13 protein-coding genes are annotated in these 16,992 nt (G+C 41.4%); 3 read left to right on the top strand and 10 right to left on the bottom strand.

Features of this window, described 5'->3' with window-relative positions:
* Positions 1–139: 139 nt before the first annotated feature.
* The 4 genes from ACM0OY_RS20975 to folK form a co-directional block, all read right to left on the bottom strand.
* Positions 140–949, bottom strand: coding sequence for a prohibitin family protein (locus tag ACM0OY_RS20975; RefSeq protein WP_414570778.1), 810 nt, complete (start codon positions 947–949; stop codon positions 140–142).
* A 398-nt stretch (positions 950–1,347) separates the two neighbouring features.
* Positions 1,348–2,181, bottom strand: coding sequence for an ADP-ribosylglycohydrolase family protein (locus ACM0OY_RS20970; RefSeq protein WP_414570777.1), 834 nt, complete (start codon positions 2,179–2,181; stop codon positions 1,348–1,350).
* 7 nt (positions 2,182–2,188) lie between these two features.
* Positions 2,189–2,737, bottom strand: coding sequence for an NUDIX hydrolase (locus ACM0OY_RS20965; protein ID WP_414570776.1), 549 nt, complete (start codon positions 2,735–2,737; stop codon positions 2,189–2,191).
* A 369-nt stretch (positions 2,738–3,106) separates the two neighbouring features.
* Positions 3,107–3,631: a 2-amino-4-hydroxy-6-hydroxymethyldihydropteridine diphosphokinase gene (gene folK, locus ACM0OY_RS20960; protein ID WP_414570781.1), complete on the bottom strand. Its 525-nt coding sequence runs from the start codon at positions 3,629–3,631 to the stop codon at positions 3,107–3,109.
* A gap of 491 nt (positions 3,632–4,122) precedes the next feature.
* Here folK and ACM0OY_RS20955 point away from each other — a divergent pair, with 491 nt between their 5' ends.
* Together ACM0OY_RS20955 and psb35 are read left to right on the top strand one after the other, a co-directional pair.
* Complete coding sequence (locus ACM0OY_RS20955; RefSeq protein ID WP_414570775.1) at positions 4,123–6,543, top strand: transglycosylase domain-containing protein; 2,421 nt, start codon at positions 4,123–4,125, stop codon at positions 6,541–6,543.
* Positions 6,544–6,751: 208 nt separating this feature from the next.
* Positions 6,752–6,979: a photosystem II assembly protein Psb35 gene (psb35, locus tag ACM0OY_RS20950; RefSeq protein WP_414570774.1), complete on the top strand. Its 228-nt coding sequence runs from the start codon at positions 6,752–6,754 to the stop codon at positions 6,977–6,979.
* Positions 6,980–7,083: 104 nt separating this feature from the next.
* Here the strand turns inward: psb35 and ACM0OY_RS20945 are convergent, their stop codons facing one another.
* The 6 genes from ACM0OY_RS20945 to ACM0OY_RS20920 all read right to left on the bottom strand — a co-directional run bounded on the left by ACM0OY_RS20945 (position 7,084) and on the right by ACM0OY_RS20920 (position 13,644).
* The gene (locus tag ACM0OY_RS20945) at positions 7,084–7,506 is read right to left on the bottom strand and encodes a TerB family tellurite resistance protein (protein WP_073640367.1); all 423 of its coding nucleotides are present in this window, start codon (positions 7,504–7,506) and stop codon (positions 7,084–7,086) included.
* 57 nt (positions 7,507–7,563) lie between these two features.
* Entirely contained in the window at positions 7,564–9,030 is a 1,467-nt protein-coding gene (locus ACM0OY_RS20940; RefSeq protein WP_414570773.1) for a 16S rRNA (cytosine(967)-C(5))-methyltransferase, read from the bottom strand.
* 170 nt (positions 9,031–9,200) lie between these two features.
* Positions 9,201–10,655, bottom strand: a complete 1,455-nt coding sequence (locus ACM0OY_RS20935) for a glycoside hydrolase 100 family protein (protein ID WP_414570780.1) — start codon at positions 10,653–10,655, stop codon at positions 9,201–9,203.
* 750 nt (positions 10,656–11,405) lie between these two features.
* Positions 11,406–11,702 carry a hypothetical protein gene (locus ACM0OY_RS20930; RefSeq protein ID WP_414570772.1) on the bottom strand — a complete coding sequence of 99 codons (297 nt, stop codon included), beginning with the start codon at positions 11,700–11,702 and terminating at the stop codon, positions 11,406–11,408.
* A 667-nt stretch (positions 11,703–12,369) separates the two neighbouring features.
* Positions 12,370–12,807, bottom strand: a complete 438-nt coding sequence (locus ACM0OY_RS20925) for a hypothetical protein (RefSeq protein WP_414570771.1) — start codon at positions 12,805–12,807, stop codon at positions 12,370–12,372.
* A 444-nt stretch (positions 12,808–13,251) separates the two neighbouring features.
* A complete protein-coding gene (locus ACM0OY_RS20920; RefSeq protein WP_414570770.1) occupies positions 13,252–13,644 on the bottom strand; it encodes an endonuclease domain-containing protein in 393 nt (130 codons plus the stop codon).
* Between the two features lie 305 nt (positions 13,645–13,949).
* On the opposite strand from ACM0OY_RS20920, the gene ACM0OY_RS20915 reads away from it, so the two are divergent.
* Positions 13,950–16,991: a CHAT domain-containing protein gene (locus tag ACM0OY_RS20915; protein ID WP_414570769.1), complete on the top strand. Its 3,042-nt coding sequence runs from the start codon at positions 13,950–13,952 to the stop codon at positions 16,989–16,991.
* Position 16,992: the final 1 nt, after the last annotated feature.

The raw sequence follows: 16,992 nt of genomic DNA, 5'->3' as shown, positions 1-16,992 counted from the left end.
GCCTGTTCCCTGCCTCTACGAGTAATTTCAAAAATCAAATACTAGTCCTATATGATATACCAATCATACTGGATTCGTTCTAAATTATAAATTATGACTTCAGATTTCTGAATTCTGCTTTTTCGCATTCAAAGTAATTTCAATTTTCATTAAATTTTAAAAATTCACCTATATTCATCAATTTTGGAGCGTCTTTACTGACAATTAACGGCAGCTTGCCATCCCATTTTTCTATTGCTTGCCTTTGTAGTATTGGTGGAGTTAGACCGTCACGTAATAATCTGTGTGCCTCAGCCTCCCCTTTTGCTAAATTCACTTGTGCTTCAGCTTCTTTTGTTGCTTTTAAAGCAATAAACTCTGCTCGTTTTGCTTCTTGCTCAGCAATTTGCTTTGCCTCTACCGCCTCACTAAATCGTTCTGAAAAATGGACATGAACTAGAGAAATATCATCAACTGCAACGTGGTAACTATTCAAGCGTGTAGTTAATGCATTATCTACTTCACCTTTAACTTCTCCCCGTTTAGTAATAATTTCTTCAGCAGTATACTTTGCCATTACAGCTTTTAATACTTCTTCAACTGCTGGATTAATGATTCGGTCAATAACATTTTGTTCATCTCCAATCTCTTGAAAAATAGCATTTACTTCCTGAGGAATAATATGCCAATTCAAAGCCACATCTGTAAAAACATTTTGCAAATCTTTGGAAGAAGCTTCCGCAGAAATTTGTTGTTTTTGAACTCGAACACTCAATTTTTTGACAGTATTATACACAGGAATGATGAAGTGAATTCCTTCTCCTAATATCTGGTTTTGGACTTCGCCAAATTTCATTAAAACGCCACGTTCTCCTGCATTTATAATTACGCAAGGCGTGAGCAAGAGAGTTATCAGGAACAAAAGAGCAGTCAGTTTACCGGCACGGTTAAAATTTGTATTTTTTGTCATTTGTCTGAAACATTTATGCGTCTTGCATACAGACACATATTTAGCAGTTGTATGCTTTTTGTCATCATGCTCTTATAACTTTGGCTTGAAGTCAATTTCTGTTTAACTTTAGTCAATGTGCAGAAATAGTAAATCTCTAAGTGGACGTTTCATGTGTTCAATAACATAAAACTTATCTCTGTGTTGTCGGTGTCAGTGTGGTAAAATTAGTCAATTTTTAACCGCAGAGGCACAGAGAACGCAGAGAGTAAATCAAAGATGCGTAGGCGTAGCCAGCCGTAGGCATCGCCAAAATTAAGATTTTATAAGTTACTTTAACAGGGCTAGGTAGCTTTAGTCTATCTAAAATACTGTAGTATTATCGAAAAGCCGTAGTATTTGAATAGCTAAATTTGCCTTTAAATGACTAAACTCATCAGCTGCCGATCTAGCCCAATGAGATAATCTCGACCGTAAGCTCCATTTTCTAAGCCTGCGACGAGATGGTTGGGGATATCTTGGGTAATTTCTTCGCTGCAAGAACCGGCGGCCAGTGCGATCGCTGCCACTGTATCCACATCACCGGTAAAAGCGATACAATCTTGCAAAAGTTGGCTCATACTGTCATTTCGCATGACGGCAGTAATGGCTGCTCTGACACTCATCCAGCCCTTGGATTTTACTTCACCTTGCCAAGGTTTAGACCACTGCCCAGACACATAACCTTCTAAAAACTGTCCTAATTTGCGTTTTGCTCCCAGTCGATAGATAAAATAATGTGACATCAAAGCAGCGGCAACAGCAGCATTGATTCCATCTGGTGTATTGTGAGTAATTGCAGCTTGAATTGTTGTCGCTTCGATGACTTTTTCTGGTGTAGGATAAATGCCAATGGGCGCTGCACGCATCGCCGCCCCACTTTTGTCGCTATCAGGGCAAATTTTTGTGAGGAATTCTTCTGTATTTTGGATTTCTACAAGAAAGTTGTAGAAATTTCTCGCATATCCTTGTCTGGGATCGCGTTTGAAAGCTGTAACGAAGCTTTCGGCTAAAACTTCTGGCGTCCACGGTGCTTGAGCAACAAGCACTTCGGCGATGGCAATGCTCATCTGGGTATCGTCGGTGTAGCTGCCAGGGATGAGTCGAAAACGTGGATGTTGCACGTATCGACTCAAATCGTTGTTAACGATCATTTCGTCTGCATATTCAAAGCCTGCACCGTAGGCATCTGCGATCGCTAACTCTAGCAGCATATTGGTACTACACTAAAAATGGACGCGCCAGAAAAAAGCTAGAAATTGATTTAGCGTCTACCGGCTCTCCCTCCAGAATAGCTTTTTCTAATTCTTCCGGAGTCAACAATACAGTTTCGATATCCTCGTCTGCATCTTGCGCTGGTGGAGTTTCCAGCTTTTCTAAATCTTGAGCGAGAAAAGCATAAATAATTTCATCAGAATAACCAGGCGCTAGGAAAAATTCTCCTAGTTTGTGCCATTTTTGGGCACTGTAGCCAGTTTCTTCCTGAATTTCACGTTGTACCGTCTCTAAAGGATCTTCATTGTGTTCCAGAGTTCCGGCAGGAAATTCTAATATCCGTCCTTGAACTGCAAAACGATACTGGCGTACAAGTACAAGTTTACCTTCTGGCGTCACAGGCACAGCTAGAGCGCCGCCGGGATGACGAATACACTCCCATTCTCCTTCTGATTTATTGGGTAAACGCAGGCGATTAACTTCAAAATCAAACTTGCGTCCTTTATGAAACAAGCGTTGTTTCAACAGTTGTGGTAATTCTCTACCTAATGGCATAGTAAAAAATCTGAGTATCTGTAAATAGTTGAAAATTATATGGATAAATATCCAATTTCATTAGTTTAGAAGTTTTAGTTTCATGGCTAAACTATACAACTTCTATCCCATCTCAAGAATGCATTCAGAACTACTTTTGTTGACAAATTCCTAGCTTGATTACGCCGCTATTTTTAGCCTAGAGCTTAATAAAGCAAGAAGCTACAGAAGTCGTGCTTTTTACAAACGAGACTAAGACTTTCACCTTTTTAAATTAGGTCATTGGCTGTGGGAATATATCTTTATTTTACAACTTATAGCAATAGAATCCGCAAAGTTTTGCAATAGAGAGGTAAAATTAGCACTCTTGTACGTTTATAAATGGTAATTTTAATTGCCCACCAATAAATGTACACCTGAACAGTCTACCTCTTTAAGCAGTTCTTGAATGACACGCCCAGAAACTGGTTCTACCCAATCTGAGGCAATTTCGGCAAGTGGTACTAATACAAAAGCTCGATCCCGCATTCCAGGATGGGGGATTTGGAGGTTTGGTGTATCCACAATCAAGTCATCATATAATAACAAATCCAAATCCAGGGTTCTTGGCCCCCACCGTTCTTGACGGACACGCCCAAATTGTCGTTCAATTTTAAGTAAACTTTCTAATAACTCCTGTGGTAGCATTTCTACTTGCAATGTGACGCACCCATTTAAGTAGTCTGGCTGTGGTGGCCCCAGGGCTTTGGTTTTATACCAATTCGATCTTGCTTCTAAAAAAATGCCTGGGGTTTGGGCTAAAGTTGCGATCGCTGCTTCTAAAATTGCCTGGGAATTTCCCATGTTACTACCAAGGGCAAGGGCGGTTTTGGCGTGCTTCACCGTCTTGTGACCGTTTTGGGATTGTTTTTGCAGATACTCCTCTGCACCTGTTTCGCTAAATGTCAATAGTTTTGATATTCCGAATACTGATGAATCTTGCAGTATTTTCACAAAACCCAATTCATTAAATCGAAAAAACATTATTTTTCAACAAGAATTCGTAACTCGGCCGTCAGCATTCAGAGATTATCAATAAATAAAATACCACTAATTGTGGAGTGGACATCCTCGCCCTTAGTTGCGGACGGACAGGATGTCCACCCCAGAAGAACAATTAGATATTTGATTGGGAAATTCCTCAGGATGAATATGAATCAATCAGGTTTAATATACCAGCCCTTTGCTTTACCCAATCACAAGTATTTATTTGTATAAAAAAATACTTATTTACAATCTTGGAATTCTTTTTAATACTGAATTAAGTTAATTATTTATTAGGATAGTATACTAACACAACGTGGTGCTATAACCCCAAAGCTGATTGATGGTGGTTAAGTAGTTACTACTTTGATCGAGGAACTGATGTGGGGAAGCTGACCTCCTGGTTCAAACCAAGACCAACTAATTTGAGTGACTCTAACAAGGAAGCGCCATTGCCATCTGGTAATCATCATCAACATGAGGAATCCGCAACAAATGAAAGCTTACCACCAGCACGTGTGCCGCAGGCGAGGCAGTTACTGAGCAAAATGAAAATTTTACCATCAAGAATGAGGACTGATCGGGCAACTGGCAATAAACCAATCTATCGTCGGATCTGGTTTTGGGCAGGCCTGGGTGTGAGTGGTGGGATAGTTGCCTCGATCTATGGTGTCAGTGTAATAGATCGCACCTTGCCGGATAAAGCCGAACTCAATGCCATTGTTAGAGAACAAACGCTGACCATCAAAGCTGCGGATGGTACTATATTAAAACAACAAGGTGAAGCTTCTAGAGAACAGCTAAAGCTAGAGCAAATACCAGATAATTTAAAAAAAGCTTTTATAGCCTCAGAAGATAGAAGATTTCAACAACATGGTGGAATCGATGCTCAAGGGATTGTCAGAGCGGGTTTGAATAATTTGCGATCGCAAGGTGTGGTAGAAGGTGGTAGCACCATCACCCAACAACTAGCCCGGATTCTGTTTTTGAAACAAGAGCAGACAATCTGGCGCAAACTCAAGGAAGTCCGCCTAGCGCAAAAAATCGAGTCAGAATTAACCAAAGATCAGATTTTAGAGCGTTACCTCAATCTGGTTTATTTGGGAGGTGGCGCTTACGGTGTTGCAGATGCCGCTTGGGTATACTTTAGTAAATCTCCAGATCAACTTTCTCTAGCCGAAATGGCTACGATTGCCGGACTCGCTCCTGCACCTAGCTTGTACGCCCCAGACAGAAATCCAGCAGCTGCCAAACAGCGGCGGAATTTGGTATTGCTACGGATGCAAGAAGAAAAATTTATTACGCCAGAGCAAAGGCAGGCAGCCGCCCAAGAATCACTAACCCTGAAAACCAGTTTACCCAAGCGAGTGCAAGTAGAGTCACCATACTTTACTACCTACATCCAGAAAGAATTACCCAAGTACGTTTCTGCTGATGTGTTGTCCACCGGAGGTTTAGTAGTGGAAACTACCCTGAACCCGACTTGGCAAAAAGCAGCAGAAGAAGCGGTTGCCAAAACCCTGCGAAATCAAGGACGCTGGGAGAACTTTAAAGAAGCGGCAATGGTGGCCATCGATCCCCGCAGCGGTGAAATTAAGGCAATGGTTGGGGGAAAAGACTTTGGCAAAAACCAGTTTAATCGGGTTACCCAAGCACAGCGGCAGCCGGGATCGACATTTAAAGGATTTGTTTATGCGACTGCGATCGCTAGCGGTAAAAGCCCTTATGCTACTTACCAGGATGCACCCTTTGTTGTAGACGGCTACGAACCCAAAAACTATAGTGAAAGCTTCCGCGGCTCAATCACCATGAGAGATGCCCTCACCCGTTCCACTAATATCGTCGCAGTGAAGGTGTTGATTGACATAGGCTTTACGCCAACGATTAAACTTGCCCATGATATGGGGATTAAATCTGAACTGAAGCCTACTTATTCCCTAGCTCTCGGCTCAAATGAAGTTAATTTACTGGAATTGACCAGCGCCTACGGCAGTTTTGCCACCCAAGGATTACACACAGAGCCTCATGGCATCAGCCGGATTGTTAACCGTCAAGGCAAAGTGATTTGGTCAGCTAATTTCAAATCGAAACGGGTTCTTGATGCTGACAGCGCCGCTATCATGACTTGGATGCTACGCAACGTCGTCGAAGCCGGGACTGGTGGCGCCGCCCAATTAGGTAATAGACCAGTTGCTGGGAAGACCGGTACTTCCGACGAAGCCCGCGATTTGTGGTTTATTGGTTACATTCCCCAAATGGTGACAGGGGTTTGGCTAGGTAACGATAACAACCGCCCCACATATGGCAGCAGTAGTAGCGCCGCTTACACCTGGCACGAGTTCATGGAAAAAGCGGTGGAGGGAATGCCTGTAGAAAAGTTTCCTAAACGACCCAAGTTAGAAGGTCGCAAAGGGACCATTAAAGCACAGTCAATCAAACCCAAACAAGTGCTGAATCGTTCTATTTCCTCTGATGATGAATCGGAGCAGGAAAGTTATAGAAATTCTGAAGATAGTGGTTCATCCAGGAGGCGTAGAAGCAGGAGGAGATATTCTCAAGAAGAACAGCAATCAACCAGTGATTATACCCCAAGACGGAGAAGACGTTATCGCAGTAGTGAAGAATCAACTTCTAGTAACTCTTCCTCAGAATCATCTCGTCCACGGCGCTCTATAAGAGTAGAATCAGATTCTCCCCCACCTCGAAGAACTCGCCGATCCTCATCTCCCGCCAATAGTTCTGGTTCTTCAGGTTCTTCATCACCACAGCCATCTTGGCGGGATCGACTTAGACCTTCTCAGTAATAAATTCGGGATTGGGAGTGCTTAGTGTTGACTGAGGAGTTAGGAGTTAGGAGTTATTATTCTTCCCCTGCCTCCCCTGCTCCCCCTGCCTCCCCTGCCTCCTCTTCCCTCTGCAATATCGAGTTGCTCAAACTACAGAGGGATGTTAGGTGATACGCTGATTTTATATTGTCTTAAATAGTATTACCTGACCTTGGAGAACATGCCCATGCATTTATTGATGCAAACAGCAGCACCAGCCGCAGCAAATAGCCCTCATTTTCCCGTAGCTTTTACCTTGGTGTATGTCGTTGGTTTTATAGCTGCTGTCACCATTGGTTCAATAGCTTGGTACAACTCAAAACGCCCCGCAGGTTGGGAAAGTAAAGAGCGTCCTGATTTTGTGCCTAAGGTTAATAAAGAAGAAACTCCGGGTCTGGGTGAACCGAAGTCATAAACAGTGATGAGTGATGAGTGACGAGTGCTGAGTACTGAGTACTGAATTAAAAAACTCATAACTCATAACTCATAACTCTCTAACTCATAACTCAAAATTTCCTGTTAGTTTTGAACTTCAACCCAACGGCGGTAAAGTTTTTGAATTTGTTTGAGAAGCTGAGTATGAGCCGGCTGGGTTGACCCATTCGGCTTTGTTATATCTTGCAATTCGGTCAGCAGTCTAGCTTCTTCGATCGCAACTTCGCCGTCGCTGTAAATTAAGCCACTGATGGCTTCAATCAGATTTTCACAATCTTCAAGGCTAGGGCGATCGCCTAAATACTCTCTAACCCATTCATAGCACTCTTTTGGCTGTACAGGAACTAGCTCATACAGCCAAGGTTTAATTTCTGGATCGCTAGCCAAACCTTTGGCTTGAGCTATTTCGCGTAGATACTGCCGTTCCTCTGGTTGAATTCTGCCATCGAGCCAAGCGGCTCCAATCAGGATTTTAACTAAGTTTTTCACATTGGAATGGGTAACCATTGTTGCCTCCTCTGGTAGATTCTGGCTTCCACCAAATCGTACAATCCCAAACAGTATTCACTCGGAATTATTGGTTTTTCTTAAGCGCACCATAAAAAAGCCATCCATGTCCTCTCGATGAGGCCAGACTTTAAACCAGTCTTTAGGTGTAGTACGTGTAGAATCAGGCAACTTAAGGCTGCTGGGAGACTCAATTTGCCAATCAGGTGACTCAGCTAAAAATGCCGCAATCACTTCTTCATTTTCTGCTGGATGCAGTGTACAGGTGGCATAAACTAGTACACCACCAGGTTTGACAAAAGTTGATGTATGTGATAATAGTTGTTTTTGAAGCATCGAAAGTTCCCGCACAGATTCTGGTGTCTGTCGCCAACGAGCATCAGCATGACGGTGCATAGTTCCCAAGCCAGAACATGGAGCATCAAGTAACACGCGGTCTGCGGTGTTGTGAAATTGGGTAAAATTGCGGCTGTCGCCAGTGCAAATTTGAATAGATTGTAAATTTAGTCGTTGAGAATTTTCTTGAAGTTTGCGAAGACGAGAAGAAGTGCGATCGCAAGCCCAAATTTTTCCTTTATCTTGCATTAACTCAGCGATATGAGTTGTTTTACCCCCTGGTGCAGCACAAGCATCAATTATCACCTCACCTGGTTGGGGGTCGAGCAAATGACTTACCAACTGGGCGCTGCTATCTTGTACAGTCCACCAACCTTCTCGGAAACCAGGTAATTTTTGAATTGACCCAGCACTACCGATTAGTCGTAGTGCTTGTGGTAAATGACGAATGCGCCTCACCAAAACACCAGCAGATTGGAATGCCGCCTCAACTTCCTCCATTGAAGTGCGAAGTGAGTTGATACGCAAATCGATTGTTGGTGACTGGTTCATCCATTCACACAGTTGTTCTGTCTCGTTCAAACCCAGTTGTTCTAACCAAACTTGAATAATCCAATCAGGAAAACTGTGTAAAGTACCCAGACGTTCCACTAGGTTTTCTGGGAGTTGTAGAGATGAAGAAGACGCCGAGAGTGGGAGACGCGGGGACGCGGGAAAAGAATTCTCCGTGTCTCTATGGTGTCGCTGTGTCTCCGTATTCTCTTTCTCCGTGTCCCCGCGTTCCCGCGTCCCCGTGTCCTCTTCCCCCTTCCTGAGATACTGGCGTAATAGACCGTTAACAAAACCTGTGAGTCCAGAAAAACCGTTTTCTTTAGCTAGTTCGACGGTGGTATTAACAGCAGCTGAAGCAGGAATACGCTCTTGATAGCGGAGTTGGTATAAACCTAAATGTAGGATAGTGCGGAGGTCTTTTGGTTGTTGGTGAGATTTCTTTTGGGCGAGTTGGTCAATGAGAGTATCTAGGGTGCGCTGCCTTCTAACACTGCCATAAACTAATTCTGTCACTAGGCGGCGATCGCTATCAGCCAAATTAACTTTTTGCAGCACTCTATCTAGGGCAACATCAACATAAGCCCCCTTGTGAACATCTCGCAGGGCGATAAAAGCTAGTTGACGGGCGTTGGTCATGTAAACACAAATCAGGAGTCACGAAGCTTTTGTATTCTAACTCCTCACCGGAGGCGGAGCGTCTTCGGCTTTGCTCAGCACTCCTAACTCTTGTACAGACAAGGGTTAATCGCGTCTCTACTCCTAACTCTTGTACAGACGCGATTAATCGCGTCTCTACTCCTAACTTCCTATTGAGGCGTATAAGGGTCTACACTAGCGATTTCAAATTCACACGCCCTAGAAACCACTTCTGGTGGTAACTTACCGAAGGTAATTAATGGTAAAGAATCAGGGTTTGCCATCAGCTCTTTTGCTAATAAGAACCCAGTAATTGTCCAAGTTTGATATTTTCTAGCTTGTTTGCCAATTAGTCGTCCCTTCTTACCGTCGTAATACTCAGGCCATTCATCTTCACACAGCCTTGCTTCGGCAATTTCAATTGCTCTTTGTGCAAGACTTGTTCTCTTAGTTTTTATCGCCGCTGCTGCCAACATCCACATTAAGACTGGCCAACTACCTGCATTGTGATACGACCAAGGTATATTTTTTGGATCGCATCCAGTGACAATTCTGTACTCTTCATTTTCTAAAGCTGGAAAACAGATTTTCATCGGCATATCTCCCACCAAGTTATCCCATCGTTTCTCAATGAGAGTCATAATTGCTTGTGACTGTTCTTCGGTAGCTAAGTCAGAAACAATTGCCATCAAATTTCCCACTGCAAAGAAGCGAGTATCTAGCTGTGACGGGCCAATATTACCTGCAAGATAACCACCTTTCTTCGGCAGCCATTTGTCTAATTCATAATAGGGAATTGAGTCTACATATATATTAAATAAATTGACGGCAGCTTTGCCATATTCTTCACTTTTGAAGCGATAAATTGTATTCAGGCGATTAATATCTATCCAATAATGTTGACGAATGTGGGCACACAAAAGAGGCAAGCGATTATCAATTGCGATGACAATATCTTGATTGCCTTGACAAATTAGCAGTTCACGAGCTGCACGCAAGGCTGTGTAAAAGAGAACTTGCAATTCTAAAGGATGACCATAGATACCCATACGACGGTCAATCATACAAGCACCGTCTGGAACTAACAGCGTAGGGTACATGTCAAAACGATTTGCCAAACAAATCTCCATGATTAACCTGATACCATTTTGGAATTCAGGCTGATGAGCTAGAGAAAAATCTTCTGTGGCGACTACATAAGCACGTAACAAAATAATCCACCATAGACAAGAATCAACTGGTGTAACTCTGGCGATCGCATGTTCACCAAAATCGGCTTCTAGATATTCTTGCCCATTTTCAGAAAGCACTTTAAAGCTAGCTGGTATTAATCCTCGACCAGGCTTATAGGCATCTAACGCTCTTTCTTTAGGCTGTAACTTTAAGGTTTCTTCTAAGAAATTGCGAACAATATCTGCTCTACCTTTGAGCAAAAAAATTAAAGCCGAAGAAACAAAATCTCGAATAAAGCACTGGTCATAATTAAGAGCCTCTACAGATAAATCATAAGCGGCTACTGTGCCCACTGGGCGTCCTTGGTAGTAAATAATTGTCTTTTCTAGCGCTTGCCACGCTTCTGTTACTTCTTTTGAATGTTCAGTAGTTTTTAATTCGTTTAAGTGCATCGCCAGAATAACTCCATTTGGGTTGTAAATTTGTGGTAGTAGATGCGTGTTCATTGATTAGTTTTGCTATTCTCACCATAACAAGAACACATTTTTGAATAGCAAATTTAATTTGGCAAAATTATCAAATACTAATCAAAAAAGCTGCTGATAACTATGCAACTTTATTGATAGATAATTTCGTTTTAATCAATTATTCTTTTAGTGAGTTGCGATTATTGTTACTCACCGTAAGCAGTAATTTGATTTCTTAAACAGTCACATAAGATATATTTTTAGATTATTTATGTTTCCGTTTTCATGTCCGGAATCTTTGCTTTACCAAACAAAAACATATCTTCAGTGCTGTTTAAGGTTTGCGTGAAGTTAAAACTACTTACAGTATTTTTACTTAATTAGGATTACTTTTTGACATTAAAAAGTCAGATTATTCCCCTATCACATAATAATTTATAACGTTTTGTCATAATATGCAATACGAATTGTCAAAAAAATAAATATGTCAATACTTCTGGAGGGCTATATATTTTACCCTATTGACAGATAATTATCAGTTGCTGGTGGAGTGAAGTTAAAAAAAGTAAAGTAAACACAGTCATTGAACCAAGAATCACACGGCTTTAAGTTAAACTGAGCGTAGCGAAAGTTTAACAGCCGTGGGAGTGTCAAGCACGCAACAAGATAACCGCATAGAAATAGTCAAACAATAGAACCCCGACTTTTTAAGAAAGTCGGGGTTTTTGTTTGAAGTTATGAAATTAAAATGTAACGGATTAAAATACTCATCACCTCATCAGGGTTAGCTGTTGGTAGTAGCTGACTCCAATCTGTGACGTGTGCATACCCAACTAGATGCAAACGGTTAATTGTACTAGTGATGCCTTTGGGAGAACCAATCAAGATATGTTTAATTCGTTCTCTTTTTGGCAATGGCTTTTGAGTAGATTGTTTGAGGGTGGATGCATCAAAGTCTTGACTAGCCAAAAACTGTTGCAACTCTACTTGAGCGAACTTTTGATTATCGTCGAACTTTTGTACTTGTGCCATGATGTAATTGACTCCTAGAGTAGGGGTTAAAGAAAGGCGATCGCGGACTCTTCCACAAGGGCGATCGCCTTTCTCATGCTCAAATATTATAGTATAATTTTATACTTGTCAACTACTAATTCAAAAAATATTGACGACAAATCTCTCTTTTTAACTTGCAATATTAAGGGATTTCCAAACAATTAAAACTAATAATATATAACCGAATTATGGAGGTAATTGTGAGAGGTTGTTTGAAAAGTGCTATGTTGTGGAATCGAATTATTACCCCCCTTAATCCCCCCTTATAAAGGGGGGAAACAAGAAAATCTAGTTCCCTCCCCTTATAAAGGGGAAGGTTAGGGAGGGGTAAAAAATATTAGATACATCAATCATGACTGTTAAAACATCCTCTGAGATGGATAAACTAGAGCAATATCGCCAATACATTCAGATTATTTTAACCAGACATGGTAAGTAGAAATGTCAGCGAAAAAAGATTGAAAATGTAAAGTATAATTCTCTACAGATTAATCCACTAATATGAAAAGTATTGCCGACAAAAAGATCCCCGACTTTTACAAAAAGTCGGGGATCTGATTTCTTGTTTAAGTAGCAGTCATAAACAGAATTGACAATGAGAGTATGAAAATTTATTACCCCTACACCCATTTTTAAAGCGGGTGGATTATTGCAGCAAATGAGTTTTGCCGTTACCATTAGTTGACGCATTCGCAATTGCAGCTTGAGCGGGTTGGGTAGCAAGAACCGTTATAACTGGAGTAACTTTTGAACTAGATTGTTTAGTTCGTTTTCGAGTAGAGCCGCCAGCCTTGGAATACTCCATACTTTTTTTGCCGTAGACAGTTGCAACTCCAGTTAGCATTCGTTCAGACATTTCACAGAGAGCTTCCTCCATCTGGAGAACTGTTTTACGCGATTCTTCAAGATTGGACAAAAGGGTGTTATGAGCTTCTACGATCGCACGGGTACTATTGATTAGTTGGTTGTAGGCTTCAATGCTTAACCCATGTCCGAAATTCAGATTTTCATCAATGGATTTAAGCAAGGCCAGACGACGTTGAGCTTTGTCAACAGTAGCAGAACCACGAGTTCTTAAAGACATGAGATATCCTTTTTTGATAATCCTTTTTCAAAATAGTGGAGTATCCTTTTGTCTGAGATGGGTAGTTTTGTGGATTTATTTCATTAAAAGTTCAACGCAATAATTACTAGGTTGCCTGTGTTTTTACTCATGTTTCATATCAATTTTTTGTTTCAGAATAAGTGCAATCAGCAAAAGTAATCGCCAAAATCAAAATTGCAGTCGCAAAATTATAAATACGACTGCTGAAATCGAAATTGCAGTCGTAAAATTATAAATGCGATCGCCAAAATTAAAATTGCAGTCGCAAAATTATAAATGCGAGTGCAAAAATCAAAATTGCAGTCGCAAAATTATAAATGCGAGTGCAAAAATCAAAATTGCAGTCGAATTACCCCCCTTAATCCCCCCTTGTAAAGGGGGGAAACAAGAGATTCTAGTTCCCTCCTCTTTATAAGGGGAGGGTTAGGGTGGAGTAACTTCCTTCAACCTACAAATAACTTCCCTAATCTTCTCCACCACACCATCAATATCTTGATAAACTTCTTGATTCGTAAATCTCAAAAACCTCGTACCCTTTGATTCCAAAAATGCTTGCCTTTCGCGGTCATATTCCGGAACTCCATCTTGATAGTGACTATCACCATCAATTTCTATAGCAAGTCTCAATTCCGAAGAATAAAAATCCACTACAAATCTGTCAATACTGTATTGTCTGCGAAATTTACAGCTTTCAATTTGTTGATTTCTAAGTTTAGCCCAAACTATTTTTTCACATGGCGGCATATTGTTTCTGAGAGTTTGCCGTTTTTGCTTTTCTGAGGTTTGGTTATACAGCTTTGTCATCAGCGTTTTCATATTCCTGGATTGTGCCTTATTATTCCCAGGATTACCCCCCTTAATCCCCCCTTGTTAAGGGGGGAAAAAGAAATCTAGTTCCCTCCCCTTGACAAGGGGAGGGTTAGGGAGGGGTAATTCGATAACTTGCGCCTACACCCTAGCCTTTACAAGGGGAGGGTTAGGGAGGGGTAATTCAATAACTTGCGCCTACACTGTAGCCTTTTTAATAAAGAGCATCTAAAACTTTTTACCCCCTAATTTTTCAGAAATTGAGGATAATACTGTTGAAGCTTCATTAAGATGCGTCTATCTCACACCTGCTCATGAATGAACAGCGTCTACAAGCTTATTACCAGCTGATTCAAAATCTACTCAACTGCCCTAGCGGGGAAGAACCGGAGATATTAGCGGCCAATACAGAATTGCTTGATGTTGGTTTTTTGCAGGTGTTGGCAGCAGTCGCAGATAATTTTGCACAGCAGGGAGAAGAAAATACTGCAAACTGGTTGAGAAACCTAGCAACATATCTTACCTCAGAAACCACCCCCATCACCGAAGAAGATATAGAGACTTATGGGCAATTTTTACAAGAAATACTGCAAGCAACAGTAGACAGTAAAGGCGATGCTCAAGTAATTTATCCATTGCTGGCAGCAAATACCGATAAACTCAATCATATTTTTGCTGAACTATTGCGCCGTTGGGCAACAAATACCCTAGCAGAAGCGGAACCAGATGCAGCAACATTCATCGCCGCAGTGATTGGTGAATTGAGTAATTTGATTAATCAGTTTCCGTTGGGTAGTAAAGTCAATAACATAGAAATTACCATTGTTGGTTACGAAATCGCCCTCACTGTTTATACCCGCAGTGTCTTTCCCCAAGATTGGGCAATGACGCAAAATAATCTGGGGACTGCTTACCGTAACAGAATACTCGGAGAACAAACCGAGAATATTGAAAGTGCGATCGCTGCTTATACTGCGGCACTGGAAGTTAGAACCAAGGACGCCTTTCCTGTAGATTGGGCAACGACCCAAAATAATCTGGGGATTGCTTACAGTAACAGAATATTCGGAGAACGAGCCGAGAATATTGAAAGTGCGCTTGCTGCTTTTTCTGCTGCTCTGGAAGTTAGAACCAAGAGCGCCTTTCCCCAACAATGGGCAACCACGCAAAATAGTCTGGGTGTTGCTTACAGCAACAGAATATTCGGAGAACGAGCCGGTAATATTGAAAGTGCGCTCGCTGCTTTTTCTGCTGCTCTAGAAGTTTACAGCCGCACCACCTTTCCTGAAAATTGGGCAGGTACGCAAAATAATCTGGGGAATGCTTACCGTGACAGAATATTTGGAAACAGAGCCGAGAATATTGAAAGTGCGCTTGCTGCTTTTACTGCGGCACTGGAAGTTTTCACCCGTAGCGCCTTTCCCCAAAATTGGGCAATGACGCAAAATAATCTGGGGAATGCTTACCACGACAGAATATTCGGAGAACGAGCCGAGAATATTGAATTAGCCATCGCTGCTTATACTGCGGCACTGGAAGTTAGAACAAAGAGCGCCTTTCCTGTAGATTGGGCAACGACCCAAAATAATGTGGGGAATGCTTACCGTGACAGAATATTCGGAAACATAGCCGATAATATTGAAAGTGCGATTGCTGCTTTTACTGCGGCACTAGAAATTTATACCAAGAGCGCCTTTCCTCAAAATTGGGCAGGTACGCAAAATAATCTGGGGACTGCTTACAGTAACAGAATATTAGGAGACAAAGCCTCTAATCTGCAAAATGCCATCGCTGCATATACTCCGGCACTCGAAGTTTATACCAAGAGCGCCTTTCCCCAAGACCATGCAGAAACTTTGTTCAATCTCGGCAGGTTATACCAAGACGAAAAACAATTTGACTCAGCTTACAATACCTTTATTGCGGCAATAGAAACAGTAGAAGCTTTGCGCGGTGAAATTGTTTCTGGTGAAGAAGCCAAGCGCAAACAAGCAGAAGAATGGAATCGACTTTATCGACGCATGGTAGAAGTTTGCCTAGCATTGGCAAGAGACACTGAGGCAATAGAATATATTGAACGTAGCAAAACTCGCAATTTAGTAGAACTGCTAACCAAAGCAACATCAACAAGTCTAGAAAATTTGCCTTTGCTTAGTCGCAGCATCCAGTTTGGAGAAATTCAAAACCTCTTAGATAACAAAACTGCAATCATTCAATGGTACATCTTTAATGATTGTTTTCGCGCCTTCATCATCACCCGCGACAACAACAAGCCGATAATTTGGTGTTCTCAGGAACAAGACTTAGATGCCTTAATCGATTGGACAAATGAATATCTAGATGACTATAACAACCCGGAAGACCAAGATAAAATTCAATGGAAAAATCAGCTAGAACAACGCTTGAAAAAGTTAGCAGAAATTCTGCATCTTGAGGAAGTTTTAGGCCTAGTACCCAAACAACGCAAAAGATTAATCCTGATTCCTCATCGCTACTTACACCTGTTTCCTCTCCATGCTTTACCTGTCAAGGAATCATACCTCATTGACTTATTCCCCAACGGCGTAGGCTATGCACCCAGTTGTCAACTTTTGCAACAAGTCCAACTGCGTCAACGTCCAGATTTTCAATCTTTCTTTGCCATCCAAAACCCCACAGAAGATTTATATCAAGACTACGAAAAAGATTTAGGCGCAGTTGCAGCCATTAAGAAACAATTTACTCAACGTCAGATTTTAAAGCAAGACCAAGCTAAAAAATCAGCAATTCTCTGTATTAATGAAAATCCTCACAATGTCACACTACATGAAAAGTTGCTGAAAGCTAACTGTGCTTTTTTCTTCTGTCATGGATACTTTAACTTTACTTCTCCGCAAGATTCTGGTTTACAGTTAGCTGATGGAAACCTGATTTTAGCAGATATCATTACTCACTTCAAACTAGAAAACTGTCGCCTAGTCACTCTCTCTGCTTGCGAAACTGGTTTGACCGACTTCAGAAGCACTAGTGATGAATACATTGGTTTACCCAGTGGATTTTTGTTAGCTGGTAGCACGAATGTAGTCAGTAGCCTTTGGACAGTCAGTGCTACAGCTACAGCTTTATTAATGATTAAATTTTACGAAGAACTCCAGCAGCAAAATAATATTGTATTAGCTTTAAATACAGCACAACGTTGGTTAAGGAATACAACAGTCAAAGGCTTTCAAAATTGGCTGAATAATTCCTCACTCAGTTTAGTTTGGCAGGCACAACTCAATGAATACTTTGCTAATAGTTATGAAAATGCCTCAACCAAACCGTTTGCATCACCTTTTTATTGGGCTGCTTTTTGTAACATAGGTAAAGGAGTTTAGA

The sequence above is a fragment of the Nostoc sp. CCY 9925 genome, assembly GCF_963920935.1.
Taxonomy (GTDB): Bacteria; Cyanobacteriota; Cyanobacteriia; order Cyanobacteriales; family Nostocaceae; genus Nostoc.
This window is presented reverse-complemented; position numbering and strand designations above follow the sequence as displayed.

Coding starts and splice junctions, on each gene's coding strand:
- ACM0OY_RS20930 (WP_414570772.1), bottom strand. CDS start 11,702: ATGGCACAAGTACAAAAGTTCGACGATAATCAAAAGTTCGCTCAAGTA.
- ACM0OY_RS20975 (WP_414570778.1), bottom strand. CDS start 949: ATGACAAAAAATACAAATTTTAACCGTGCCGGTAAACTGACTGCTCTT.
- ACM0OY_RS20920 (WP_414570770.1), bottom strand. CDS start 13,644: ATGAAAACGCTGATGACAAAGCTGTATAACCAAACCTCAGAAAAGCAA.
- ACM0OY_RS20925 (WP_414570771.1), bottom strand. CDS start 12,807: ATGTCTTTAAGAACTCGTGGTTCTGCTACTGTTGACAAAGCTCAACGT.
- ACM0OY_RS20915 (WP_414570769.1), top strand. CDS start 13,950: ATGAATGAACAGCGTCTACAAGCTTATTACCAGCTGATTCAAAATCTA.
- ACM0OY_RS20935 (WP_414570780.1), bottom strand. CDS start 10,655: ATGCACTTAAACGAATTAAAAACTACTGAACATTCAAAAGAAGTAACA.
- psb35 (WP_414570774.1), top strand. CDS start 6,752: ATGCATTTATTGATGCAAACAGCAGCACCAGCCGCAGCAAATAGCCCT.
- ACM0OY_RS20945 (WP_073640367.1), bottom strand. CDS start 7,506: ATGGTTACCCATTCCAATGTGAAAAACTTAGTTAAAATCCTGATTGGA.
- ACM0OY_RS20970 (WP_414570777.1), bottom strand. CDS start 2,181: ATGCTGCTAGAGTTAGCGATCGCAGATGCCTACGGTGCAGGCTTTGAA.
- ACM0OY_RS20965 (WP_414570776.1), bottom strand. CDS start 2,737: ATGCCATTAGGTAGAGAATTACCACAACTGTTGAAACAACGCTTGTTT.
- ACM0OY_RS20940 (WP_414570773.1), bottom strand. CDS start 9,030: ATGACCAACGCCCGTCAACTAGCTTTTATCGCCCTGCGAGATGTTCAC.